The following is a 24,503-nucleotide window of genomic DNA, read 5'->3' as shown; positions in this document are numbered from 1 at the left end:
GGCCATATCGGCCTGCGTAATTCCTTCTGAGCCCGTTCTGCAGGCGGGCTTGGTTTACTTTCCGAGGACTCCAGATGGCATACTCATATACCGAAAAGAAACGGATCCGTAAGAATTTTGGTAAATTGCCCCAAGTCATGGAAGCACCGTACCTGTTGGCGATTCAAGTCGACTCGTACCGTACTTTCTTGCAAGATGGCAAATCTCCAAAAAACCGCGAAGATATCGGTCTCCAAGCCGCATTTCGTTCAGTTTTTCCTATAGAAAGTTATTCTGGCAATGCTGCTTTAGAATTTGTTGAGTATAGTCTTGGTAAACCAGAGTTTGATGTGCGCGAATGTATTCTTCGCGGCTCAACTTATGCGGCACCAATGCGCGTTAAAATTCGTTTGATCTTGAAAGATCGTGAAACGAAATCAATCAAAGACGTACGTGAACAAGAAGTCTATATGGGCGAAATGCCATTGATGACGGATAACGGTACTTTTGTGATCAACGGTACCGAGCGTGTAATCGTATCGCAATTACACCGTTCACCAGGCGTATTCTTTGACCATGACAAAGGTAAGACTCACTCAAGCGGTAAAGTGCTGTATTCAGCGCGTATTATTCCTTACCGTGGTTCATGGTTAGACTTTGAATTTGATGCCAAAGATTTAGTCTATGTACGTATCGACCGTCGTCGTAAATTACTGGCGACTGTGGTTCTGCGTGCCCTGAACTATAACAACGAACAGATTCTTGACCTGTTCTACGAAAAAGTTCCTGTTTACCTGGATATGGGTAGCTATCAGATCGACTTGATTCCAGAACGTCTGCGTGGCGAAATGGCACAATTCGATATCACTGATGCCGATGGTAAAGTCATTGTTGAACAAGGTAAGCGTATCAACGCACGTCATGTTCGTCAAATGGAAGCCTCTGGTCTGACCAAACTGTCAGTGCCGGATGAATACCTGTATGAGCGCATTACTGCCGAAGACATCGTGCTGAAAGATGGCGATGTGATTCCGGCCAACACACTGTTAAGCCATGAAGTGATGGTGAAGCTGGCTGAAGGCGGCGTGAAGCAGTTCAATACCCTGTTCACCAACGACATCGACCGCGGTTCATTCATTGCAGATACGCTACGTGCCGATACGACTACAGGTCGTGAAGAAGCACTGGTTGAAATCTACAAAGTCATGCGTCCAGGCGAGCCACCAACTAAAGAAGCAGCTGAGAACCTGTTTAACAACCTGTTCTTCTCTTCTGAGCGTTATGACCTGTCACCAGTCGGCCGTATGAAGTTCAACCGTCGTCTGGGTCGTCCTTATGAAGTGGGTACTGACCAGAAGTCGCGCGAAGTTGAAGGCATCCTGTCGAACGAAGACATCACGGATGTACTGAAAACATTGGTTGAAATCCGTAACGGTAAAGGTGAAGTCGACGATATCGACCACTTGGGTAACCGTCGTGTTCGTTCAGTGGGCGAGATGACCGAGAACCAGTTCCGTGTGGGTCTGGTACGTGTTGAGCGTGCTGTAAAAGAGCGTCTATCACAAGCTGAAACTGACAACCTGTCTCCGCAAGATCTGATCAATGCGAAGCCAGTGGCGGCTGCAATCAAAGAATTCTTTGGTTCGAGCCAGTTGTCTCAGTTTATGGACCAGAACAACCCATTGTCTGAAATCACCCACAAACGTCGTGTATCGGCGCTTGGTCCTGGTGGTTTGACCCGTGAACGTGCAGGCTTCGAAGTGCGTGACGTACACCAGACTCACTATGGTCGTGTATGTCCAATTGAAACGCCTGAAGGTCCAAACATTGGTTTGATCAACTCGCTATCTGTTTACGCGAAAGCCAACAGCTTCGGTTTCCTGGAAACGCCATACCGTAAAGTGGTTGATGGTCGTGTAACAGACGAAGTTGAATATCTGTCTGCGATTGAAGAAGTGGGTACCGTGATTGCACAGGCCGACTCGGTTGTAGATCAGGACGGTAACCTGACTGAAGAATTCGTTTCTGTACGTCACCACGGTGAATTCGTACGTATGTCACCTGAAAAAGTGACCCATATGGACGTATCTGCTCAGCAGGTGGTTTCTGTTGCAGCATCACTGATTCCATTCCTTGAACACGATGACGCCAACCGTGCATTGATGGGTTCCAACATGCAACGTCAGGCCGTACCTACACTAATCGCGGACAAACCGCTGGTTGGTACCGGTATGGAAGCCAACGTGGCACGTGACTCAGGTGTGTGTGTGGTTGCAGGCCGTGGTGGTGTGATCGAGTTTGTTGATGCATCACGTATCGTAATTCGCGTGAATGAAGATGAAATGATCGCGGGTGAAGCAGGTGTAGATATCTACAACCTAATCAAATACACGCGTTCAAACCAGAACACCTGTATCAACCAGAACGTTGTGGTACGTTTAGGCGATAAAGTTGCACGTGGTGACATCCTGGCGGATGGTCCATCGACAGATGGCGGTGAACTGGCCCTGGGTCAAAACATGCGCGTGGCGTTCATGACCTGGAATGGTTACAACTACGAAGACTCGATCTTGCTTTCTGAGCGTGTGCTTCAAGAAGACCGTTTAACGTCGATTCACATTCAGGAACTGTCATGTGTTGCACGTGATACCAAACTGGGTGCTGAAGAAATCACGGCTGATATTCCAAACGTCGGTGAAGCTGCGCTGTCTAAACTGGACGAATCAGGTATCGTTTACATCGGTGCAGAAGTGACTGCCGGTGACATCCTGGTGGGTAAAGTAACACCAAAAGGTGAAACTCAGTTGACGCCTGAAGAAAAACTGCTTCGTGCCATCTTCGGTGAAAAAGCAGCGGATGTGAAAGACTCCTCTTTACGTGTTCCATCGGGCACAAAAGGTACAGTCATCGACGTTCAAGTCTTTACCCGTGATGGTCTGGAAAAAGACGAACGTGCACTGGCGATTGAGAAAGCGCAGCTTGATGCATACCGTAAAGACTTGAAAGAAGAATACAAAATCTTCGAAGAAGCAGCACGTGAACGTATTGTCCGTCTGTTAAAAGGTCAGGAATCAAATGGCGGTGGCGGCACCAAACGTGGCGACAAACTGTCTGAAGATATGCTGTCTGGTCTTGAACTGGTTGATCTGCTTGAAATCCAGCCAAGTGACGAAGCGATTGCGGAACGTTTAACGCAAATTCAAACCTTCTTGAAAGAGAAGAGCTTTGAAATTGACGAGAAATTCGCCGAGAAGAAACGCAAACTGTCTACAGGTGATGAACTGACCACTGGCGTACTGAAAGTGGTTAAGGTTTACCTTGCGGTGAAACGTCGTATCCAGCCAGGTGATAAGATGGCGGGTCGTCACGGTAACAAGGGTGTTGTATCCAACATTCTGCCGGTTGAAGACATGCCACACGATGCCAACGGTGTGCCGGTAGACGTGGTACTGAACCCGCTTGGTGTACCATCGCGTATGAACGTGGGTCAGATTCTAGAAACGCACTTAGGTATGGCAGCCAAAGGTCTGGGTGATCAGATCGACAAGATGCTGAAAGAACAGCGCACCATTCTTGAACTGCGTGAATTCTTGGACAAGATTTACAACAAGGTGGGCGGCGAGCAAGAAGATCTTGACAGCCTGACGGATGATGAAATCTTGGCGCTTTCTGGCAACCTGCGTGCTGGTGTTCCATTGGCAACACCTGTATTTGACGGTGCTGAAGAAGGTCAGATCAAAGACTTGCTTGAACTTGCGGGTCTGTCACGTACCGGTCAAACCGTATTGTATGATGGCCGTACGGGTGAGCGTTTCGACCGTCCTGTCACTGTTGGTTACATGTACATGCTGAAACTGAACCACTTGGTTGATGACAAGATGCATGCGCGTTCAACTGGTTCTTACTCATTAGTAACACAGCAGCCGCTGGGTGGTAAGGCACAATTCGGTGGTCAGCGTTTCGGTGAGATGGAAGTCTGGGCACTGGAAGCATACGGTGCAGCTTATACGCTTCAAGAAATGCTCACTGTGAAGTCGGATGACGTTGAAGGCCGTACCCGCATCTATAAGAATATTGTAGATGGCAACCATTATATGGATCCGGGCATGCCTGAATCGTTCAACGTATTGACCAAAGAGATCCGTTCTTTAGGTATCAACATTGAACTGAAAAATGGTGACTAAGAATCTCCATTAAATCTCCCCAAACCCCTCTTTATAAAAGAGGGGCTTCCCCCTTAACAAAGGGGGACTGAGGGAGATTAAAATTCAGTTAAAAAACAATATTTGTGACCCAGTCGGAAAGTGAAAATCTTACCGGCACACGGAGAAAAAAATTGAAAGACTTGCTCGATATCATGCGCAAAAAGACGGACTCAGACGGTCATGCTCCTGTAGAGTTTGACCGCATCCGTATTGGTCTTGCGTCACCAGAAATGATTAAGTCGTGGTCTCATGGTGAAGTTAAAAAGCCTGAAACCATTAACTACCGTACCTTCAAACCAGAACGTGACGGTTTGTTCTGTGCCAAAATCTTTGGTCCAGTCAAAGATTACGAATGCTTGTGTGGTAAATACAAGCGTATGAAATACAAAGGCGTCATCTGTGAAAAATGTGGCGTTGAAGTAACAACTGCAAAAGTTCGTCGTGAACGTATGGGTCACATTGAGCTTGCTTCTCCAGTAGCACACATCTGGTTCTTAAAATCACTGCCGAGCCGTATCGGTCTGTTATTAGACATGACCTTACGTGATATCGAACGTGTTCTGTATTTCGAATCTTATGTAGTGACTGACCCAGGTATGACTCCATTTGAGAAATACCAGCTTCTGAACGATGAAGAATACTTCAATGCGTTGGAAGAGCACGGTGATGAATTCACAGCGAAAATGGGTGCAGAAGCAGTTCAGGACCTGTTAAAAGACATCGATCTTGAAAATGAAATCTCACGCCTGCGTGAAGAAATTCCACAAACAACCTCTGAGACGAAACTGAAAAAAGCGTCTAAGCGTTTGAAATTGATGGAAGCGTTCAAAGAGTCGAACAACAAGCCAGAATGGATGGTAATGAATGTACTGCCAGTACTTCCACCAGACCTTCGTCCGCTGGTTCCGCTTGAAGGTGGCCGTTTCGCAACGTCTGACCTGAACGACCTTTACCGTCGTGTGATTAACCGTAACAACCGTTTGAAGCGTCTTCTTGACCTTGCAGCGCCAGACATCATCGTACGTAACGAAAAACGTATGTTACAAGAGTCTGTAGATGCATTGCTTGATAACGGTCGTCGTGGTCGTGCAATTACCGGTTCGAACAAACGTCCGCTGAAATCTTTGGCCGATATGATCAAAGGTAAGCAAGGTCGTTTCCGTCAGAACTTGTTGGGTAAACGTGTTGACTATTCAGGCCGTTCGGTGATTACCGTAGGTCCTACTTTACGTTTGCACCAATGTGGTCTTCCGAAGAAAATGGCGCTGGAACTGTTCAAGCCGTTCATCTTTGCGAAACTGCAAGCGTCTGGTCAAGCCACTACCATTAAAGCTGCGAAGAAAATGGTTGAGCGCGAGACGCCAGAAGTTTGGGACGTTCTTGCATCTGTGATTCGTCAGCATCCAGTGATGTTGAACCGTGCGCCAACCCTTCACCGTTTGGGTCTGCAAGCGTTTGAACCGATCCTGATTGAAGGTAAAGCGATCCGTCTGCACCCGCTCGTTTGTGCTGCGTTCAACGCCGACTTCGACGGTGACCAGATGGCGGTACACGTACCATTAACACTTGAAGCGCAATTAGAAGCGCGTGCGTTAATGATGTCGACCAACAACATTCTGTCTCCAGCCAACGGTGAGCCAATCATCGTACCGTCTCAGGACGTGGTCTTGGGTCTTTACTACATCACCCGTGATGCGGTAAATGCCAAAGGTGAAGGCATGGTGTTCGCAGATACGCATGAAGTTAACCGTGCCCTTGCAACCGGTCAGGTTGATTTGCATGCTCGCGTAAAAGCGCGTGTATACCAAACTGTCATCAATGACAACGGTGAGCGTGAGCAACAAACTATTGTTGTAGACACCACACCAGGTCGCTGCCTGCTGTGGGAAGTTGTGCCAGAAGGTTTGAGCTTCGAGCAAATTAACGTTGAGATGACCAAGAAAAACATCTCTAAGTTAATCAACTCTTGCTACCGTAAACTGGGTCTGAAAGACACGGTCATCTTTGCTGACCAATTAATGTACTTGGGCTTCCGTCAAGCGACGCGTTCAGGTGTATCGGTTGGTATGGAAGATATGGTTATTCCACCAAGCAAACAGGCGATCATTGACAAGGCAGAAGCTGAAGTTCGTGAAATCGAACAACAGTTCGAACAAGGTTTCGTAACGGCCGGTGAACGTTATAACAAAGTCGTCGATATCTGGGCACGTACCAATGACCAGGTAGCGAAAGCGATGATGGACAACTTGTCTTTCACCACTGTGAAAAACAAACAGGGTGAAGACGAGAAGCAGAAATCATTCAACTCGATCTACATGATGTCGGATTCTGGTGCCCGTGGTTCGGCAGCTCAGATTCGTCAGCTTGCAGGTATGCGTGGTCTGATGGCGAAGCCGGATGGCTCGATCATTGAAACACCAATTAAGGCGAACTTCCGTGAAGGTTTGACGGTACTTCAGTACTTCATTTCAACGCACGGTGCGCGTAAAGGTTTGGCCGATACTGCACTGAAAACTGCGAACTCGGGTTACCTGACGCGTCGTCTGGTTGACGTTGCGCAAGACTTGGTGATCACTGAGCCAGATTGTGGCACCATGGCTGGTCTGGTGATGACACCATTCATTCAGGGCGGTGACGTGATCGAGAACCTGGGTACGCGAGTACTGGGTCGTGTGGTTGCTGAAGACGTGAAGAAAGCCGGTTCAGATGAAGTGATCCTGCCACGTAACACCTTAATTGACGAAAAACTTGCCAACTTCCTGGAAGAGCAAGGTGTCGACGAAGTGAAAGTACGTTCGGTAGTATCATGTGAATCGACCTTCGGTGTGTGTGCGAAATGTTATGGTCGTGACCTTGCACGCGGTCACTTGGTGAACCCGGGTGAATCTGTGGGTGTAATGGCTGCTCAATCAATTGGTGAGCCAGGTACACAGTTAACCATGCGTACCTTCCACGTGGGTGGTGCGGCAAGCCGAACTTCTGCTGCCAACAGCGTTCAAGTGCGTAACAAAGGTACCGTACGTTTCCACAACGTGAAAACTGTACAACATGCCAAAGGTCACCTGGTATCGACCTCTCGTTCAGGTGAAATTGGTATTGCAGATGACTTAGGTCGTGAGCGCGAGCGCTATAAACTGCCTTACGGTGCGTCAATCTTGCTGAAAGATGGCGAAGCGGTAGAAGCAGGTGGTATCGTGGCGACTTGGGATCCGCATACCCATCCACTGGTAACTGAAGTTGCAGGTAAAGTACGTTTCAGCCAGATTGCTGATGGTGTCACTGTAACCTCGAAAACAGATGATGCAACCGGTATGACCACAATCGAAATCTTGCCAGTGACTTCACGTCCTGCGTCAGGTAAAGATTTACGTCCTGCTGTTGTGTTAGACACCGTGGACGGTGGTGAACAGTTCTACTTCCTGCCACAAAACACTATTCTTTCGGTTCGCGATGGCGAAACCATTGGTGTCGGTGACGTTATTGGTCGTGTACCACAAGAATCTTCACGTACCCGTGATATTACCGGTGGTCTGCCGCGTGTTGCTGACTTGTTCGAAGCACGTAAACCAAAAGAGCATGCGATTTTGGCAGAAGTGTCAGGTATCGTGAGCTTCGGTAAAGAGACCAAAGGTAAGAACCGTCTGGTGATTACCCCGGATGATGGTTCAGAGATCTACGAAGAGCTGATTCCGAAATGGCGTACTATTAACGTGTTCGAAGGTGAGCATGTGAACCGTGGTGAAACCATTTCTGATGGTCCACAAAACCCGCATGACATCTTACGTCTGAAAGGTGAAGTGGCGTTGACCAACTACATCGTGAACGAAGTTCAGGACGTTTACCGTCTGCAAGGTGTAAAAATCAACGACAAGCATATTGAAGTCATCGTACGTCAAATGCTGCGTAAAGTTGAAATCACTGACGGTGGTGATACCAGCTTCATCAAAGGCGAACAGGTGGATTACATCCGCGTGGTTCAAGAAAACCAGGCTGTACTTGCACAGAACAAGTTCCCAGCGAAGTTTGATCGCCAGTTGATGGGTATTACCAAAGCATCGCTGTCGACGGATTCGTTCATCTCTGCTGCATCGTTCCAGGAAACCACACGTGTGTTAACTGAAGCGGCTGTAACCGGTAAAGAAGATGATCTACGTGGTCTGAAAGAAAACGTCGTTGTTGGTCGTCTGATCCCAGCGGGTACAGGTTTGGCTTACCACTTAGAGCGTCGTCGTCAGGAAGCAGAAGCTGCAGAATTTGAACTGCAAAATGACTTCTCTGATGTAGACCAAGCATTAAGTCAGGCATTTAACCAGGAATTCTAAGCTGGTGAAATGACAACCAAGAGACGCCTTCGGGCGTCTTTTTTTATGCCTGAAAAAAGGGTATCGCGCTGTACTTTGGCGTTAGATGGGCCGGGTTGCTGCTGCAAAGCGGGTGTTTTTACATAAATCCTCTATTGGTTACCAAGTTGGTAACATATTGCTCAGATTCGACCCATCAATATCGAATAAGCTAAAGCTATGACCAAAACAGGGGAAGAGCGATCATGAAAAAAGTTATCGGTGTTATGGCAGCCGCCACCTTATCTACCTTTATGCTGGCCGGCTGTGAAAGTATGTCTCCAAATGAACAGCGTATTGGTGCAGCTGCTTTAGGTGGTGCAATTGGTGGTGGTGTCGGTGGTAATGTCGGCGGTACTGCAGGTGCAGCCATTGGTGGTGGTGCCGGTGCAGCAGTGGGTAGTAAAACCCAGGATGGTTCAAACCGTAACGCGACCTATAGTGGCGTCGGCGGTGCAATTGGTTCTGCGGTAGGTAAAAGCATCTTCGGTGGTAGTACTGGTGCAGCGATTGGTGGTGCGATTGGTGGCGGTGCAGGTGCCGCGATTGAGCAGAACCGCTAAGTCGGGTGCAGACGATCTCACATAAAAAAGCGCTTAAAGATAAGCGCTTTTTTATTTAGCTGGCCGCATGCGGCTTTTTGCGGCGGATGTAGACCGTCTTTTCCACTTCGGCAATACGTACGCCGGCTTCATCAAAAATATTCAGGTGATAGTTGCGATATACCGGTGCATAATTCTCGGCCAGTTCCCGAATGGTAGCGACCTCCATGGCATTGAGACGGATATCGGCATAGACCATACTGCGACCGGGCGCTAAAAAGCGGATGGTCGCGGCTTTATCCCAGACAATATATTTTGAGCCAAGATGATGCATCAACAGCAGCATATAAAACGGATCGACCATGGCATACAGGCTACCGCCAAAATGTACCCCGACAATATTCTGGTTTTTACGTGTCAGTGGCATTTTGACACGAATGTGGTAATTGGCCAGATCCATTTTCTCGACCGCAATACCGGCGCCGCGATAGGGGGCATAGCGATTGATCAGGAATTTGGACAGGGTCGGAATTGTCTGTAGTTTTTTTAAAAGGCTCATAAGGGTCAATTATTTTTATTGCACTGATCTGCATACTAGAACAGAAACCGGCAGGTGGCATTGATTTGATTGACTGCGCTTGCCAATAAACAGCCAATACAAGAAATCACCCATAAACAGAACAGGATGTCATCATGCACGCTCATACGCAGTGGATTCATACCTCAGACCAGCAGCGCCTGTATGTCAAAAGCTGGGGCAAGCCGGACAATCCGGCGCTGGTACTGGTTCATGGTTATCCCGACAATCAGGAAGTCTGGGAAGCTGTTATTGCCCAGCTGATTCAGGATTTTTATATTGTGACCTATGATGTGCGTGGGGCCGGTCAGTCTTCCATTCCGAAGCATATTCATGATTATCGGCTGGCACGCCTGTCTGAAGATTTACTGACCGTGGTGGATGCGGTGCTACCCAACCGGCCATTTCATTTGGCCGCGCATGATTGGGGTTCAATTCAGTCCTGGGAGTCGGTGACCGATGCCCGGTTTCGCCAGCGGATTCTCTCTTACAGCAGCATTTCCGGGCCTTGTCTGGATCATGCTGCATTCTGGATGCGTGCGCAGTTACAGCAGGGTAAGGCCAAATTCTTAAAACAGCTGGGCAAGTCCTGGTATATCGCTGTGTTTCAATTGCCCTTACTGGCACCGACGGTGTGGCAATACATGAGTGCAGAGCGCTGGGGCAAAATGCTACAGCAGCTGGAGCAAAGCCCGGGTCTGGCCTTAAACCCGAATATCCAGCAAGACGGTCAATATGGCGTCAATCTGTATCGGGCCAATTTTATCCCACGTTTGCTCAAACCACGTCAGCGTGTGGCGATTTGTCCGGTACAGGCCGTGGTACTGACCGAAGACCGCTTTGTCAGTCCGGAGCTGATTGATGAAGTGCCGAACTGGGCAGCAGACTTCCAGCGAGTGGAGATTGCGGCCAATCACTGGGCAATTTTAAGCCAGCCGGAGCGGATTGCTCAACATCTTCGGGATTTTGCATTTTCAAAATCAGGCAGTTAATTTGACTGTTACTGGCAAGGTCAAGACAAATATCGGACAGCGCAACAACAGCAGCTAAATAGCGATCAATCTCTGATAAAATAGCGTTTTTTCTCGATCCGTCTTTTCTTATGTTTGCAATTCTTGCCGCCATCGCAGTCATGTTCGGGCTGTCGTTGGCACGTGTTCCTGTTGTTTTTGCACTGGTCATTGGTGCCGTTACGGGTGGTTTGCTGGCTGGTTTGGGCCTGCAAGGTACTTTAGAGGCGTTTAATAATGGCCTGGGTGGTGGTGCTAAAATTGCTTTGGCCTACGGTATTTTAGGTGCTTTTGCACTGGCTCTGGCGCGTTCAGGTTTACCTGATTTATTGGCCTATAAAATGATTCACACCTTAAAGGGTGAGGCCGATCTGAAAGCGCAAAACCGGGTCAAATACTTTATTTTCCTGGTGGTGGCCATTGCCGCGGTATTCTCCCAGAACGTGATTCCGGTACATATTGCCTTTATTCCGGTGCTGATTCCGCCATTGTTGATGGTATTTAACCACCTGAAACTGGACCGTCGTCTGGTGGCCTGTTTATTGACCTTTGGTCTGGTGGCCACCTATATGCTGGTGCCGGTCGGATTTGGCGCTATCTTCCTGAATGATATTCTGGGCCATAATATTAATACCTTTGGCAAGCCGTATGGATTTGAGATCAGCTATGACCAGATTCCAACAGCGATGGCCATTCCGGTATTCGGGATGTTTGTCGGTTTGCTGATCGCGGTGTTTTTCTCATACCGTAAGCCACGTGAATATAAAGACGTGCATATTGAAGAGCAGCAAAGCATTTCGGCTGAAATGGGTGTGGCACAAAAATCAGGTCAACCTGAAGTGGCGACGTTCACCATCTGGATGGCAGTCATTGCGATTCTGGTAACCCTTGGCGTGCAGCTGTATTCAGATTCGATGATTCTGGCCGGTCTGGTTGGTGTAGCGATTCTGAGCTGTGCCGGGATCTTTAAGTGGAAAGAAGCGGACGATGTTATTATTACCGGTATGCGGATGATGGCACTGGTTGGCTTTATTATGATTGCTGCGCAAGGTTTTGCTGCCGTGATTGAGGCAACAGGACAGGTTTCTGCGCTGGTTGAAGCGTCGGTTGACTGGATTGGTAATAGCCAGGCACTTGCAGCCTTTTTAATGTTGTTGATTGGTTTGCTGATTACTCTGGGTATCGGTTCATCATTCTCTACCATTCCGATTCTGGCGATTATTTATGTACCGCTCTGTATTCAATTTGGTTTTAGTCCTGCAGCAACTATTGCGATCATTGGGACTGCGGCTGCACTGGGCGATGCCGGTTCACCTGCTTCGGATTCGACCTTGGGGCCAACCTCAGGCCTGAATATGGATGGTCAGCATGACCATATGAAAGACAGTGTAGTGCCGACCTTTATTCACTTTAATATCCCGCTGATGATTTTTGGCTGGATTGCCGCCATGGTGCTTTAACCTGAAATATCCCGGGAATAAAATCCCGGGATTTTTTTTGAATCATAGATGTATTTATAATAAATCTTATAATCATTCTGATAATCTAATAATAGATGTATTTAAAATATATATTATAGAGCGTTTAAAATAAACCTGAGTATTTTAATCTGAATATTATTATTTAATCTTGATAAATCAGGTTGGTATTTAAAACCAAGTTGTGTGGTTGGTTAAAATAAATTAATTTAATAATCAATAGTTTGAAAATAATATAAAATTATTATATCGGATAAGTATTGCATATTAATTTCTAACGTGTTTATTATTAATTAATGTTTAATTTTTGAATAAATAATCTTCCAGTGGGGTATTAAAATGTTAAAGCAAATTACACTCGTTGCATTAATGGGTCTTTCTGCTTCTGCGATGGCAGGCCAATGGCAAGTCAAGCTGGGCGGTTCGGTTGTAGCACCTACAGGCGATTATAATCTCGGCGGCGCAACAGTTGAGGCAGATCATGAATATGCATTTACCCCGTCAGTTGAATATTTCTTTAATGACAATATTTCGACAGAACTGCTTTTAGCTGCACCAATTAACCATGATGTTCAGTTAGCGGGTACAGATGTGGTACGTATTAAACATTTACCACCAACGCTGACGGCAAAATACCATTTTAAAAACAATACCGGTTTTACACCGTACATTGGTGTCGGTGGTACCGCATTTGTGGCTTGGGATGAGCGTACCAAAGGTCTGGGTGATACCGATGTGAAAGTAAAAGAAGATTTTGGTTTTGCCGGCCAGATTGGTTTTAACTTCCAGCCAGCAGATGCCAAAAACTGGGGCGTATTCTTTGATGCACGTTATGCGCAACTTAGCCCTGAAGTTACTTTAAGTGGTGATGTGGCAGCCCAATTCGATTTAGATATCGATCCAATGGTGTACACCATCGGTTATAGCTACAAATTCTAATTATAAAAAAGTACCAATAATAAAATTCAGCGTAGCCCCATCCTGGTGATGGGGCCTTTTTATTGCAAAATGATAACAATAGAACAAAATCAGAATATTGAGTTAAGTATTCGTTTTCATTTAATTTGTAGTGAATGAAATGAAAGAAATGAAAAAGTGAGAAGATCAAATATGAATAGAAATACAACCTTTGCCTTGGTCTTCGCCAGTTTGATCAGCCTGCCTGCCGCTGCAGCCAGCTTTAATTGTGAACGTGCTCAAACCCCAACCGAACATGCCATTTGTGAACATCGTAATGTTAATGATGCCGATGTGAAGATGGCCACCACCTATAAAATTATTAACCGTCTGGTACCGATGGGGACACGTTCGGCTATACGGGATGAACAGGTGCGCTGGCTGGCCCTGCGTGACCGCTGTGGCCAGTCGGTTGAATGTCTGACCCAGGTTTACCAGATGCGTCAGCAAAAGCTGGAGCAGTATATGCAGCGGGTCTATCAGCAGGGCCCATTTTAATATTTTTTTGTTTTCCTATTGAAAAATCGTCGCCTCACTCCAATTCATAAGGCATTCCAATACAACAATGCTGTCAATTTAAGGAGTGATGAATGAGCGAACAAAGCGCACAAAAACACAGTTTCCAGGCTGAAGTGGCTCAGCTTTTACATTTGGTGACGCATTCTCTTTATTCCAACCCTGAAATTTTTCTGCGTGAACTGATTTCTAACGCCTCTGATGCCTGCGATAAATTGCGTTTTGAAGGCATCAACCATCCTGAATATTATGAAAATGATCCGGACCTGCGCGTGCGTGTGCGTCTGGATGCAGAGAACAATACCCTGACCATTTCCGATAACGGTATTGGTTTAAGCCAGCAGGAAGCGATTGATAATCTGGGGACCATTGCCAAATCCGGCACCAAAGACTTTATGTCCAAGCTGACCGGTGATCAAAAAGCCGATGCCCAGCTGATTGGCCAGTTTGGGGTGGGTTTCTACTCTGGCTTTATTGTGGCCGATAAAATTACCGTAGAATCACGCCGTGCCGGTCTGGACGCATCGGAAGGTGTACGCTGGATCAGCGGTGGCACCGGTGAATTTGAAGTCGAGCAAATCAACAAGGAAGGTCGTGGCACCGACATCATCCTGCATTTACGTGAAGATGCGTTGGACTATCTGCAAAGCTATAAAGTGAAGCAGATTATCAATAAATATTCTGATCACATCAGCCTGCCCATTCAAATGCAAAAAGAAGTCTGGCAGGAAGAGGAAGTAGCGGAAGGTGAACAGCCAAAAGGCGGCCAGTATGTGAAAACTGATGAATGGGAAGCGATTAACTCGGCCAGTGCTTTATGGACCCGCAGTAAAAACGAGATTAGCGAAGAACAGTATATCGAGTTTTATAAAAACCTGAGCCATGATTTTGAAGCGCCGCTGGCCTGGTCGCATAACCGTGTCGAAGGCAGCACCGAATATACCCAGTTGCTGTATATTCCACCAAAAGCACCACATGATATTTTTACCCGCGAAGCCAAAGCTGGCATCAAGCTGTATGTCAAACGCGTGTTTATTATGGATGATGCTGACAACCTGATTCCAAACTATTTGCGCTTTGTACAGGGTGTGGTGGATAGCGCCGATTTACCGCTGAACGTCAGCCGTGAACTGCTACAGGAAAGCCGCGATGTGAAAACCATACGTGAAGGTAACGCACGCCGTGTGCTGACCATGCTGGATGGTCTGGCCAAATCTGAAGATGAAAAAGACCAGAACAACTTCAAGACTTTCTATCGTGAATTTGGTTCGGTCTTAAAAGAAGGCCTGGGCGAAGACTTTGGTAACCGTGAGCGTATCCTGAAATTATTACGCTATGCGACCTCCACCCAGGATGAGGTCAGTACCTCACTGGCAGATTACAAAGCGCGGATGCAGGACGGCCAGAAAGCCATTTACTATGTAACCGCAGATAGCCTGACCGCGGCCAAGAACTCGCCGCAGCTGGAGCTGTTCAAGAAAAAAGGCATTGAAGTCCTGCTGATGACTGAACGTGTTGATGAATGGGCCATGAACTTCGTACATGAGTTTGATGGTACACCGCTGCAAAACGTGTCTAAAGGTGCGGTCGATTTGGGCGATCTGCAAGATGCTGAAGAGAAGAAGGCACTGGAACAGGCGGCAGAGCAGTTTAAGCCAGTGGTGGAGCAGCTGTCTGAATCGCTGAAAGATAAAACCAAAGAAGTGCGCGTGACCACACGATTGGTTGATTCTCCGGCCTGTCTGGTTACGGCTGATGGGGAATTGTCGCCACAGCTGATCCGGATGCTGAAAGATGCTGGTCAGCCGGTGCCAGAAATGAAGCCGATTCTGGAAATTAACCCGCAGCATCCACTGGTGCAAAAACTGCAAGGTTCGGCTCAGTTTGATGATCTGGCCAATGTGATTTTTGATCAGGCCCTGATTGCAGAAGGGGGACTGCCAGAAAATCCGGCAGAGTACCTGAAACGCATCAACAGTCTGCTCTTAAAATAAGCCTATTAAAAAAACCTCCTGCGGGAGGTTTTTTAATGCACGATTATATTGTTGACGGCTTTAGAACAGGGCTTCTAAACGCAGCAAGACACTCGGGTAATGGCTGCGGTCTTCACGGTCATCATTATAGTAATTCAGGTCGCCCTGCACAAAAAACCATTCGCGCAAGAACGGCTGACGCCAGGACACAAATGGCCCCCAGCTGTTCAGGCGTAAATCATCATTATGATAATAACCGCCGGTGTAGAGCCCGTAGTTAAAACGGTTGCCGTGGAAGAACTGGTGCTGTCTAAAGCTGTAGTTGTCCCATCTGAGGTCATCATCCTGTTCATCGGCATAGGTCAGGCTAAACTGGTTGCTTAAAAACGGATGATCGGGCCGGGCATGAATGAGTTCCAGGTTGGTTCTTAAATAGTTTTCACTGTCGAGGCCGTAACGGTAAATCTGCTCGGCATGAAAGGAAAAGTCATTGACCAGTTCCCAGTCCTTGGCAATTTTTAAACGGGCATAAATATCATCACCGGAACGCACCCCGAGGTCGGCATCAGTTTCAAAGGGTAAGCGTTCAGTGAAGTCAGACCAGCGTAAGGCCAGCGAGCTGTTGTCTTCACGTGCCCGTCGACCATCCAGGGTTTTGTCCGGGCTGTTGCTGGGGTTTTCATTGGTAATGGCAACACTGTTTTGCAGTTCGTTATCCAGTGAGTCATCACCAAAGACCAGACTTAATTTGCGTTCCAGCGTCGGCAGTTTAATCCGGCCACGTACCCGCGGTTTAATATCGTAGTCATCATATTTGTTCCAGCGACTGTCGACCAGAATACGCAAGGTCGCAGAGGCCGGTTCCTCCGGGCTGGTTTCTCCAAACCAGTTATCAATTTTATGTGCGGTATTGTCTGCCCAATGGCGAATCTGCTTCTGGCGCCGGTCTACCCAGCTTTGTTCTTCGGTTTCATGCGTGGGCGGCACAATCGGTTCATTCGACTGTTCCGGCAAAATGGTCGGGGTGGCATCAATCAGCCGCGGCAGGGTATAGAAAAAACCATTACCCGCCTCACTTTCGGGCACCAGTGGCACCTCATAACCTGGTGGTGCGGTCTGCGGTTCTGTCTCCAGGTTGGTATTGTTGTCTGCAACCGTATATCCACTGCCTAACAGGCAAAATAATAATAATGATGGCGCTATAAAATGTACTTTTCTTGGCATTATTTACTGATCTTTAAGCTCTTTTTGCTAGTGTTGAAAATCTTCAGGCGAAAAGCAAGATGCAGCTACAAAAACATAAACATTAACTGGCGGTGAGCCGTTGAATGGCCTGAACCAGACGTAAAGGGTCGACCGGCGCAGGCAGGTGATTCAAGACTTTTTGAATAATTTGCCAGCTCACGCCCTGCTGACGATCGAGCAGAATATAGGGATAGGCCGGTTCGGTACGAGCCAGTTGTAAACGCTGCTGGCCATGAATCAGGCGAATTTTTTGTCGCTCTTTTAATAAAATCAGCGGGGTGGCCAGCGTGGCTGCTGTTTCCTCAAACTGGATAAATTTCTGGGTATGAATCAGTTGTAGCGGAATAAACGGATAATAATCTTCTTTGTGCCAGATCATCTGCTCGGCATGTTGATAGCACTGAAACAGGCTGTCCAGCGCAAACAGCTGGCTTTCCAGTACAGCGCTGTCTATTTCACGGATTGCGGCAATTTCATGTTCATGCTGCTGGCTAAAGGCATGGGCAAAACGGGTGGCCTGCATAGCATCCAAGGCGCCAAACAAGACCAGATATTTAATAAAACGACCTTGGGCATTGATCTGCTCGGCCACATAACCGGGGCGTTTGAGCAGAGCCGCTTGCTCTGCATCATGAACCAGCACATCGGCATACTGCATCACTTCAGGCCGGGCTGGTAAAAATACCCGGCACAGTTTTTCCGCCGGCAGATGGTCCAGGGGTAATTCGGAAATCGGGCAGCTGAGCTGATTGAGCAGCAGATGACGGGCGCTAGACTCTGCTTGCTGTTCAGGCTGAACAGGTGCGGCTTTGGTAGGCTTGAGTTGCTGAGCTGCTGCTTCAGGTTCTATCGCTACAGCTGTACGTACTGCGACGGTATGCTGAAAGGCCTGCGTTGCGGCATAGTTTTGCTGGTTAAGTAATTCCAGATCGGTGTGCAGACTGCGATACTGATGCTGCTGTTGCAACATCCAGCGATAGACCTGTTCCAGATTGCCCCAGTCACTGAGCAGGGCAGTACGTGCGGGTGCCGGAATCAGCCAGATTTGCCAGCCGGAGGCGGGCTGATACAAGATAGCCCAACCTGAATCGGGCTGGGTATATAAAGCTTGTTCTAGCGCCTCGACCTGCTGAAACACGCCCCGAAAAGAACGTGCATAAATGGTGTCACGCGCAAATTCTTCGGCAGAACGTTCCGGCTGCACCTGTGTCTTATAGGCCAGAATCTGCTTTTTAAACAGAGGCTGGTCGCATTCAACAAAAATACTTTTAATCCGGCTTTTGGCCTTGGCGGTTTCATACAGACTCAAGGAACGGCGCTCCAGCGCGCCCGTTAGGTCGTGCAGTTCTTTAATCAGCCGGGATTTTTCTAAAGTATTCATGGTGGAAACTTAAACCAGTTGTTGTGCTTTTTCCAGATAACTGGCCAGGACAATATTCAGGGCCAGTTCAACCAATTTGTATTCGGCAGAATGCGGCTGTGAATAATGTTCCGCCAGCGCCACCAGATTTTCTACATTAATCTCTTGTGGAGAAATTTTTCTCTGAATCAGGGCTTGAAGTTCGTGCATTGCTCTCTCATCAACCTGTACTTAAATAATTGTTTTGGATCACTTTGATTATAGGTATTTCACTAAAAATTACATGAAAAAAAATGTCAGCTTTTGTGGATTTTTAGGCATTTATGACAGAAATTGGGATTTCAATATAAGAAATATTAAAAAATTTTTTAGATAAATTTCAGTTAAATCAGAGAATAAACAGATCATGCTGCCGAATTGACAAAAAATGTCAGTCTCAAATTGTCCGGTCGGATCAGGTGTCAGCCGCAGAATTGTTCTAAACCGCAATAAAAAAAGCAGACCTGAGGTCTGCTTGTATTTAAAGAAGTGCTTAAGCTTCTTTGTTCTGTTCAGCGCTTGCAGGCTGATCGTTGCTCACGGTTTCAGTGTGGGCTTTTTCAGTCGGGAAGCTTGGTACATAAACCATTTCTGCTGATACATTGGCTGCATACAGGGTGACCATAAACAGGCCAAGCGCTTTTAAAACGTTCATCAATCTTACCTTCACAAAAAAAGGATGACTTGGGAGAAAAGTCATCGTGGGAGAGTGTATTCAAACAACAGCTATGATAGCGCGTTGTGATTGAGAGAAAATGATCATATCGGCAAGTTTAAGACTTTTTGTTAAAAAATAACATTTAAAAACAATAAATTAGAATAATTGCTCTAATCATTTAGCTACAAGATTTAAATTAATGATGATTTTTACAAGAACGAGATCATCCTGTTTTAAGATGAAAAAATCTCCAGATTTTTTGCCCCATCCATGCGTCATCTCTGTACAAATCCCTTGATCTGTATAGAGATGTAAGTTTTTGACGCGGTATGGTTAAGCGCTCTTTTATTGTCTATTTTTTATTCTAAGATGAACGTTTATACCAACACTGAGGGATCAATCATGGCGATTGCAAAAGTAGTAGAAGTGAATGCCAGCAGTAATAAAAGTTTTGAAGATGCCATTCAAAGCGGCATTGCCAAAGTCGGTGAAACAGTCAAAAACCTGCAGGGTGCCTGGATTAATGAACAGAAAGTGGTGATTAAGGACAATAAGATTACCGAGTATCGGGTTAATTTAAAAATCAGTTTCCTGGTGGAATAAAGTACATAGAAAAAAATCCCCGTAAGGGGATTTTTTATGGCAGCGATGCTTAAGGATGTAACTGCTTATTGTTCCGGTACATCGCACTGGTCATCCTGACATTGCGCGCCGTTGTCTGTAGGTGTTTCCAAAGCTTTTTTCAGCACCTGTTCAAACACTTCCCGTGGCTGGGCACCGGCTAAAGCAACGCGCTGGTCAAATACAAAAAAGGGTACGCCCGTCACTTTAAGCTGATCACGTGCTACATCCTGATCAAATTTCACAAAATCGGCATAGGCATCGGAATCGAGCACATCATCGACTTCCACCGGGTTTAAACCGATACGTGCAGCGACATCTTCCAGCGTTTCGCGTTCGCCAATAGCCAGACCTTGGGTCATATAGCTGTAGAAAAAAGCCTCTTTGGCTTCATTGCCCAAGCCTTTGCTTTGCGCCAGATGAATCAGACGGTGGGCATTCAAGGTATTGCCGGAATTGGCCTGTTCCCAGTTAAACTGGATGCCTTCTTCAGCAGCCATGCTGGCAATATTGCGCTGCATGTCTTCTACTTCTGCCAAGGTACGGCCATATTTTTGTGCCAGACGTTCAGAGTTGGAAATTTCCTGACGTTCCGGTGCCTCCGGGTCAAGCTGGAAGCTGTGCCAGTGCACCTCAAGTTCTACGCCGACCTGTGCTGCCGCGGCTTCAAGACGTTTTTTGCCGATATAACAGAAAGGGCAGACCACATCGGACCAGATATCTACACGCATGAATATTCTCTTTGCCTTGTTTTCAACTATTGATGGGGATGATTTGCCTGAATTAAAGCCGAGATGGGTACTTTGCCGCCAGCAAACCGTATTTTTCATCCTCATCACTTTATATTTTTTGAAAATAAGCTAAACAATAAAAAATTAGCTGAATAAAATAAATCACTTAAGTCATTTTTATTGTTTGATCTTTTGTGTGCTTTGTTGAATAATTTTGTCTAAAAAACAGGCGATACAACAACAAAGCGTTATGATAACGAGAAATACAACAAGAGGACAGGATATGCGACGTATAGTGTGGATCATCGTCCTCGTGACCTGTGCCGTGTTTGGATTGATGTTTTATCAATATCAGGCACAACAAAAAGAACTGACCCAATTACACGAATATCAGAACGTACTGTATGACAAGGCCGAGCAGATTTATGTACAGGCGCAGGATTGGTCGACCCCGATTCAGGTTGATCCGTCCGATCCGCGTTTAAGCGGTGATTATGCCCTGATGGCTGAATTTGTGATTAGCCATCTGGTGCAAAGTGCCGAAGCGCGTAACAGCTATTTACGTGAGCTGAAAGCGCTGCAATGGGATCAGTTTCTGGATATTAAACGCCTGAATGAAGATAAAAAACAGGACTATGCTGAAACTGAAGCGATGCTGTCACAGGTCAAAGCCATGATGGAGCTGTATCAGGAGCATCTGACTGAACATGAAGCTCAGGCGCTGGCCCAAATTGAAGAATTACCGATTAAATCGCATCTACGCCGTCAGTTAAGTGAATCTCTGCTGGAAAGCCGCCAGAATGATGAAGGCACAGTGCTGTTTGAGCTGGAAAAACAGAGCCTGAGTCAGGCCTATGTGCTGCTTGGGATTCTAAAAAATAATCGCTGGGAAATGAAAAACAACCTGTTTATGTTCTATGAAGATGCAGGCCTGAAACAGTTTAATCAGGCCTATCAGGACATGCTCAAGCTGAATCAGCAAATGCAGGAGATTATCCAGGCGCATCAGCAGGCATTGGCTGAAAAACTGTAAGTAACAGCTCAACTTCTTGCACCTGTTTTAAGCCAAAGCTTAATACTGCCCCAACACCGTCATGGGGCAGTATCGGCAGATGCAAGGTGCATTCTTAATGATCACCTGGCCACAGGCTCAGGACATATTTTAGTGCTGCTGCTGGCCGCGATGGCTGTGAAAATGCACTGTGAGTGTACAGCCTCTAGCGCTTTTTAAGGGTGTGGATGGCTACGAGTTATATACATGGACAGCATCGTGCGTGATCCATTTAAAAAGAGGAAAAGAATAAAATTATGAATGAAAAAATATTGGTATAAGTAATTGATAAAATTCTAAAATTTAAGAAATTATCTTTCTATTCTTTCTTGTTTTTAACTAGTTCATCTCCTCCTCATGTTGGTGCCGATTTACCAGCAAAATCCGGCAGATTTTTTAAAATGGCATAGTAATTGCTCCAATCCCGCAGGAATCGCGCTTGTCTGCAACATGCAGGCAAGGGCCAGTATATTTTTAAGGATGGCTTCAGAGAAAAGCATCACTAAGCTGCGGCGTGGGGCTACATATGACAACGAGCAAACAGAATATTTCGCCCGAAGATGAATTTTTAGGGACAGGAAAAAGCCTGACTTATGGCTTACAGCATGTATTAACCATGTATGGCGGTATTGTGGCACCGCCATTAATTGTCGGCACAGCGGCCGGTTTAACTGCTGCGCAAATCGGGATTTTGATTACTGCCTCATTATTTATGGGCGGACTGGCGACCCTGTTACAAACCTTGGGGGTGAAATATTTCGGGGCACGCTTGCCACTGGTACAAGGCGTGTCCTTTGCCGGCGTAGCCACCATGGTGGGTATTGCCACCACGGGTGGCGGTTTTAATGCCATTCTGGGCGCGGTGATTGCCTCCTCCTTAATCGGGTTATTGCTGGCGCCATTTTTTGCCAAGATTATCCGTTTCTTTCCACCGGTGGTGACCGGCTGTGTGATTACCATCATCGGCCTGTCTTTATTGCCGGTGGCTGTGCGCTGGATTATGGGCGGCAATAGCAATGCACCCGACTGGGGTTCTATGCAAAATATTGGTCTGGCCGCCATGACCCTGGGGATTTTGCTGCTTTTAAGCCGTTTTGGTTCTGAAACCATTCGCCGTACCGGAATTTTACTGGCGATTCTGATCGGTTCGATTCTGGCCTATGTCTTGGGTTTTGGCGATTTTTCCAAAGTGGGTGAGGGTGCCTGGTTTGCCTTTCCTGACTTTTTGGCTTTTGGCGCACCGACTTTTCATCTGTCTGCAATTCTGGCCATGACCATTGTGATGGTGGTGGTGTTAACTGAAACCACGGCCGATATTATTGCAGTGGGAGATATTGTCGGTGCCAAAGTCGATGACAAGCGTATTGCCAATGGCTTGCGCGCCGATATGATTTCCTCAGCAGTAGCGCCCTTCTTTGGCACCTTTATGCAAAGTGCCTTTGCTCAGAATGTGGGGTTGGTGGCGATTACCGGTGTGAAAAGCCGCTTTGTGGTAGCTGCCGGTGGCCTGATTCTGGTGATCTTGGGCCTGCTACCGATTATGGGCCGTATTATTGCTTCCATTCCTACGCCGGTATTAGGCGGCGCTGGTCTGGTCCTATTTGGTACAGTGGCGGCCAGCGGAATTCGTACTTTATCTAAACTGGACTATAGCGATCAGAAAAACCTGATTATTGTGGCAACGTCTTTAGCCGCCGGGATGATTCCAATTATTGATCATTCCTTCTATGCCCAGTTTCCAACCTGGTTTAAAACCCTGTTCCATTCGGGCATTAGCTCGACCTGTGTGATGGCGATTTTCCTGAATATCCTGTTTAACCATCTTCATTTTGGTAAAAGGACAACGGTTGAGCCAGTGTTAACCACAGTGGCCAAGCCCGAACATTAAGGCGATGAGCTGAAGCTTGCTTCAGTCGTGATTGAGATGCAATTTAAAAATGCCCGATGTAGCACATGGGGCGTTTTGTTTTGAATAATTTTCGCGAATATAAAAAATCCCCGTATCAAACGGGGATTTTTTTATCTAAGTATTTAAAGATTAAACGCGTTCGATAATTGTCGCGATACCTTGACCAAGACCGATACACATGGTTGCTAGACCGATTTGCGTGTCTTGTTGTTCCATCACGTTCAGCAATGTGGTGGTGATACGCGCACCTGAACAACCCAATGGGTGACCAAGTGCAATTGCACCACCGTTCAAGTTCACACGATCTTGCTGATCATAGATGCCTAAGCCTTTAAGAACAGACAAACCTTGTGCAGCAAACGCTTCGTTCAATTCAAAGGTTTGAATGTCTGCAATTGACAAGCCAGCACGTTTAAGCGCTTTTTGAGTTGCAGGTACAGGGCCATAACCCATGATTGCTGCATCGCAGCCTGCAACTGCCATAGAGCGAATCACCGCACGTGGTTTTAAACCTAAAGCTTGTGCACGTTCAGCAGACATAAGCAACATCGCAGATGCACCATCAGACAATGCTGAAGATGTTGCCGCAGTGACCGTACCGCCTTTCGGGTCAAATACAGGACGTAAAGCTTGGAACGCCTCAAGGTTGGCATCTGGACGGATCACTTCGTCGATGTCGCATAGCTGTTTAAAGCCATTTGCGTCATGACCTTCAATGCCAATGATTTCGTTTTTAAAACGACCTTCTTGTGTTGCAGCCCATGCACGACGGTGTGATTCCACACCAAAAGCATCTTGCTCTTCACGCGAAATACCGTTCATGCGACCCAACATTTCAGCAGTTAAGCCCATCATGTTTGATGCTTTAGCATAGTGCTTCGATGCAGCAGGGTTGATGTCGATACCATGCATCATGCCCACATGGCCCATGTGCTCTACACCACCAATGATGAAAATATCACCCTGATTGGTTGCAATTTGTGCTGCAGCCGTGTGGATTGCTTGCATTGAAGAACCACACAGACGGTTTACGGTTTGACCCGCTACTGTTTTTGGAAGATCAGCCAGTAATGCAATATTACGACCAATGTTCATGCCTTGTTCTAGGGTTTGGTTCACACAGCCCCAGATTACATCTTCAACTTCGTTGACATCAAACTGGTTACGAGCAACTAAAGCACGAACCAATTCAGCCGATAGACTGTCAGCACGTACATTGCGGAACATACCGTTTTTGGTTTTACCCATTGCAGAACGTACGCCATCAACGATGACAACGTCACGTGGATTTAAAGTAGCCATTCACGTTGCT

At 46.8% G+C, this 24,503-nt stretch carries 17 protein-coding genes and 1 pseudogene; 11 read left to right on the top strand and 7 right to left on the bottom strand.

The features are described 5' to 3' along the window. The first annotated feature begins 74 nt into the window (after positions 1-74). The 3 genes from rpoB to FTT89_RS07175 all read left to right on the top strand — a co-directional run bounded on the left by rpoB (position 75) and on the right by FTT89_RS07175 (position 9,087). On the top strand, positions 75-4,163 hold the full coding sequence (gene rpoB, locus FTT89_RS07185) for a DNA-directed RNA polymerase subunit beta (RefSeq protein ID WP_160243601.1): 4,089 nt from the start codon (positions 75-77) through the stop codon (positions 4,161-4,163). 152 nt (positions 4,164-4,315) lie between these two features. After that, positions 4,316-8,506, top strand: coding sequence for a DNA-directed RNA polymerase subunit beta' (rpoC, locus tag FTT89_RS07180; RefSeq protein ID WP_005181690.1), 4,191 nt, complete (start codon positions 4,316-4,318; stop codon positions 8,504-8,506). A 224-nt stretch (positions 8,507-8,730) separates the two neighbouring features. Next, entirely contained in the window at positions 8,731-9,087 is a 357-nt protein-coding gene (locus FTT89_RS07175) for a hypothetical protein (RefSeq protein ID WP_005181692.1), read from the top strand. Positions 9,088-9,142: 55 nt separating this feature from the next. Here FTT89_RS07175 and FTT89_RS07170 read toward each other — a convergent pair whose 3' ends face one another. Next, positions 9,143-9,625 (bottom strand): DUF4442 domain-containing protein, encoded by a 483-nt coding sequence (locus FTT89_RS07170; RefSeq protein ID WP_168370321.1) that lies wholly within the window; start codon positions 9,623-9,625, stop codon positions 9,143-9,145. Positions 9,626-9,759: 134 nt separating this feature from the next. Here FTT89_RS07170 and FTT89_RS07165 point away from each other — a divergent pair, with 134 nt between their 5' ends. The 5 genes from FTT89_RS07165 (at position 9,760) to htpG (ending at position 15,598) form a co-directional block, all read left to right on the top strand. Then, complete coding sequence (locus FTT89_RS07165) at positions 9,760-10,635, top strand: alpha/beta fold hydrolase (protein ID WP_163143093.1); 876 nt, start codon at positions 9,760-9,762, stop codon at positions 10,633-10,635. Positions 10,636-10,745: 110 nt separating this feature from the next. Beyond that, positions 10,746-12,113, top strand: coding sequence for a Na+/H+ antiporter family protein (locus tag FTT89_RS07160; protein ID WP_005181697.1), 1,368 nt, complete (start codon positions 10,746-10,748; stop codon positions 12,111-12,113). Between the two features lie 357 nt (positions 12,114-12,470). After that, a complete protein-coding gene (locus FTT89_RS07155) occupies positions 12,471-13,070 on the top strand; it encodes an OmpW family protein (RefSeq protein WP_163146198.1) in 600 nt (199 codons plus the stop codon). Between the two features lie 171 nt (positions 13,071-13,241). Beyond that, complete coding sequence (locus FTT89_RS07150) at positions 13,242-13,586, top strand: lysozyme inhibitor LprI family protein (protein ID WP_016659674.1); 345 nt, start codon at positions 13,242-13,244, stop codon at positions 13,584-13,586. A gap of 92 nt (positions 13,587-13,678) precedes the next feature. Next, positions 13,679-15,598, top strand: a complete 1,920-nt coding sequence (gene htpG / locus FTT89_RS07145) for a molecular chaperone HtpG (RefSeq protein ID WP_005181707.1) — start codon at positions 13,679-13,681, stop codon at positions 15,596-15,598. 60 nt (positions 15,599-15,658) lie between these two features. Here the strand turns inward: htpG and FTT89_RS07140 are convergent. The 4 genes and pseudogenes from FTT89_RS07140 to FTT89_RS07125 form a co-directional block, all read right to left on the bottom strand. Continuing rightward, positions 15,659-16,621: pseudogene (locus FTT89_RS07140) on the bottom strand (hypothetical protein); the annotation flags it as partial. Positions 16,622-16,883: 262 nt separating this feature from the next. After that, positions 16,884-18,203: a hypothetical protein gene (locus FTT89_RS07135; RefSeq protein ID WP_168370323.1), complete on the bottom strand. Its 1,320-nt coding sequence runs from the start codon at positions 18,201-18,203 to the stop codon at positions 16,884-16,886. Between the two features lie 9 nt (positions 18,204-18,212). Then, a complete protein-coding gene (locus tag FTT89_RS07130) occupies positions 18,213-18,392 on the bottom strand; it encodes a hypothetical protein (RefSeq protein WP_005181710.1) in 180 nt (59 codons plus the stop codon). Between the two features lie 322 nt (positions 18,393-18,714). Further along, the gene (locus FTT89_RS07125) at positions 18,715-18,876 is read right to left on the bottom strand and encodes a hypothetical protein (RefSeq protein WP_168369786.1); all 162 of its coding nucleotides are present in this window, start codon (positions 18,874-18,876) and stop codon (positions 18,715-18,717) included. A 405-nt stretch (positions 18,877-19,281) separates the two neighbouring features. Between FTT89_RS07125 and FTT89_RS07120 the strand changes: the two genes are divergently transcribed. After that, complete coding sequence (locus tag FTT89_RS07120; RefSeq protein WP_005181715.1) at positions 19,282-19,482, top strand: dodecin family protein; 201 nt, start codon at positions 19,282-19,284, stop codon at positions 19,480-19,482. A gap of 65 nt (positions 19,483-19,547) precedes the next feature. Here FTT89_RS07120 and FTT89_RS07115 read toward each other — a convergent pair whose 3' ends face one another. Then, positions 19,548-20,231, bottom strand: a complete 684-nt coding sequence (locus FTT89_RS07115) for a DsbA family oxidoreductase (protein ID WP_160241685.1) — start codon at positions 20,229-20,231, stop codon at positions 19,548-19,550. Positions 20,232-20,514: 283 nt separating this feature from the next. On the opposite strand from FTT89_RS07115, the gene FTT89_RS07110 reads away from it, so the two are divergent. Then, positions 20,515-21,264, top strand: a complete 750-nt coding sequence (locus FTT89_RS07110; protein WP_168370324.1) for a hypothetical protein — start codon at positions 20,515-20,517, stop codon at positions 21,262-21,264. A 544-nt stretch (positions 21,265-21,808) separates the two neighbouring features. Then, positions 21,809-23,170 carry a nucleobase:cation symporter-2 family protein gene (locus FTT89_RS07105; RefSeq protein WP_168370325.1) on the top strand — a complete coding sequence of 454 codons (1,362 nt, stop codon included), beginning with the start codon at positions 21,809-21,811 and terminating at the stop codon, positions 23,168-23,170. Positions 23,171-23,320: 150 nt separating this feature from the next. Here FTT89_RS07105 and fadA read toward each other — a convergent pair whose 3' ends face one another. After that, positions 23,321-24,493, bottom strand: coding sequence for an acetyl-CoA C-acyltransferase FadA (gene fadA / locus FTT89_RS07100; RefSeq protein WP_004975824.1), 1,173 nt, complete (start codon positions 24,491-24,493; stop codon positions 23,321-23,323). Positions 24,494-24,503 lie beyond the last annotated feature (10 nt).

This window comes from Acinetobacter sp. YH01025, assembly GCF_013420185.1.
GTDB lineage: Bacteria > Pseudomonadota > Gammaproteobacteria > Pseudomonadales > Moraxellaceae > Acinetobacter > Acinetobacter indicus.
The sequence above is the reverse complement of the archived record's forward strand: the minus strand, read 5'-3'. Positions and strand labels throughout refer to the sequence as shown.

Bases quoted from the DNA above. Each gene is read 5' to 3' on its own strand.
- FTT89_RS07160 (WP_005181697.1), top strand. From the start codon at position 10,746: ATGTTTGCAATTCTTGCCGCCATCGCAGTCATGTTCGGGCTGTCGTTG.
- rpoB (WP_160243601.1), top strand. From the start codon at position 75: ATGGCATACTCATATACCGAAAAGAAACGGATCCGTAAGAATTTTGGT.
- FTT89_RS07115 (WP_160241685.1), bottom strand. From the start codon at position 20,231: ATGCGTGTAGATATCTGGTCCGATGTGGTCTGCCCTTTCTGTTATATC.
- FTT89_RS07125 (WP_168369786.1), bottom strand. From the start codon at position 18,876: ATGAACGTTTTAAAAGCGCTTGGCCTGTTTATGGTCACCCTGTATGCA.
- FTT89_RS07120 (WP_005181715.1), top strand. From the start codon at position 19,282: ATGGCGATTGCAAAAGTAGTAGAAGTGAATGCCAGCAGTAATAAAAGT.
- FTT89_RS07110 (WP_168370324.1), top strand. From the start codon at position 20,515: ATGCGACGTATAGTGTGGATCATCGTCCTCGTGACCTGTGCCGTGTTT.
- FTT89_RS07170 (WP_168370321.1), bottom strand. From the start codon at position 9,625: ATGAGCCTTTTAAAAAAACTACAGACAATTCCGACCCTGTCCAAATTC.
- FTT89_RS07155 (WP_163146198.1), top strand. From the start codon at position 12,471: ATGTTAAAGCAAATTACACTCGTTGCATTAATGGGTCTTTCTGCTTCT.
- FTT89_RS07130 (WP_005181710.1), bottom strand. From the start codon at position 18,392: ATGCACGAACTTCAAGCCCTGATTCAGAGAAAAATTTCTCCACAAGAG.
- htpG (WP_005181707.1), top strand. From the start codon at position 13,679: ATGAGCGAACAAAGCGCACAAAAACACAGTTTCCAGGCTGAAGTGGCT.
- fadA (WP_004975824.1), bottom strand. From the start codon at position 24,493: ATGGCTACTTTAAATCCACGTGACGTTGTCATCGTTGATGGCGTACGT.
- FTT89_RS07165 (WP_163143093.1), top strand. From the start codon at position 9,760: ATGCACGCTCATACGCAGTGGATTCATACCTCAGACCAGCAGCGCCTG.
- FTT89_RS07135 (WP_168370323.1), bottom strand. From the start codon at position 18,203: ATGAATACTTTAGAAAAATCCCGGCTGATTAAAGAACTGCACGACCTA.
- FTT89_RS07175 (WP_005181692.1), top strand. From the start codon at position 8,731: ATGAAAAAAGTTATCGGTGTTATGGCAGCCGCCACCTTATCTACCTTT.
- FTT89_RS07105 (WP_168370325.1), top strand. From the start codon at position 21,809: ATGACAACGAGCAAACAGAATATTTCGCCCGAAGATGAATTTTTAGGG.
- FTT89_RS07150 (WP_016659674.1), top strand. From the start codon at position 13,242: ATGAATAGAAATACAACCTTTGCCTTGGTCTTCGCCAGTTTGATCAGC.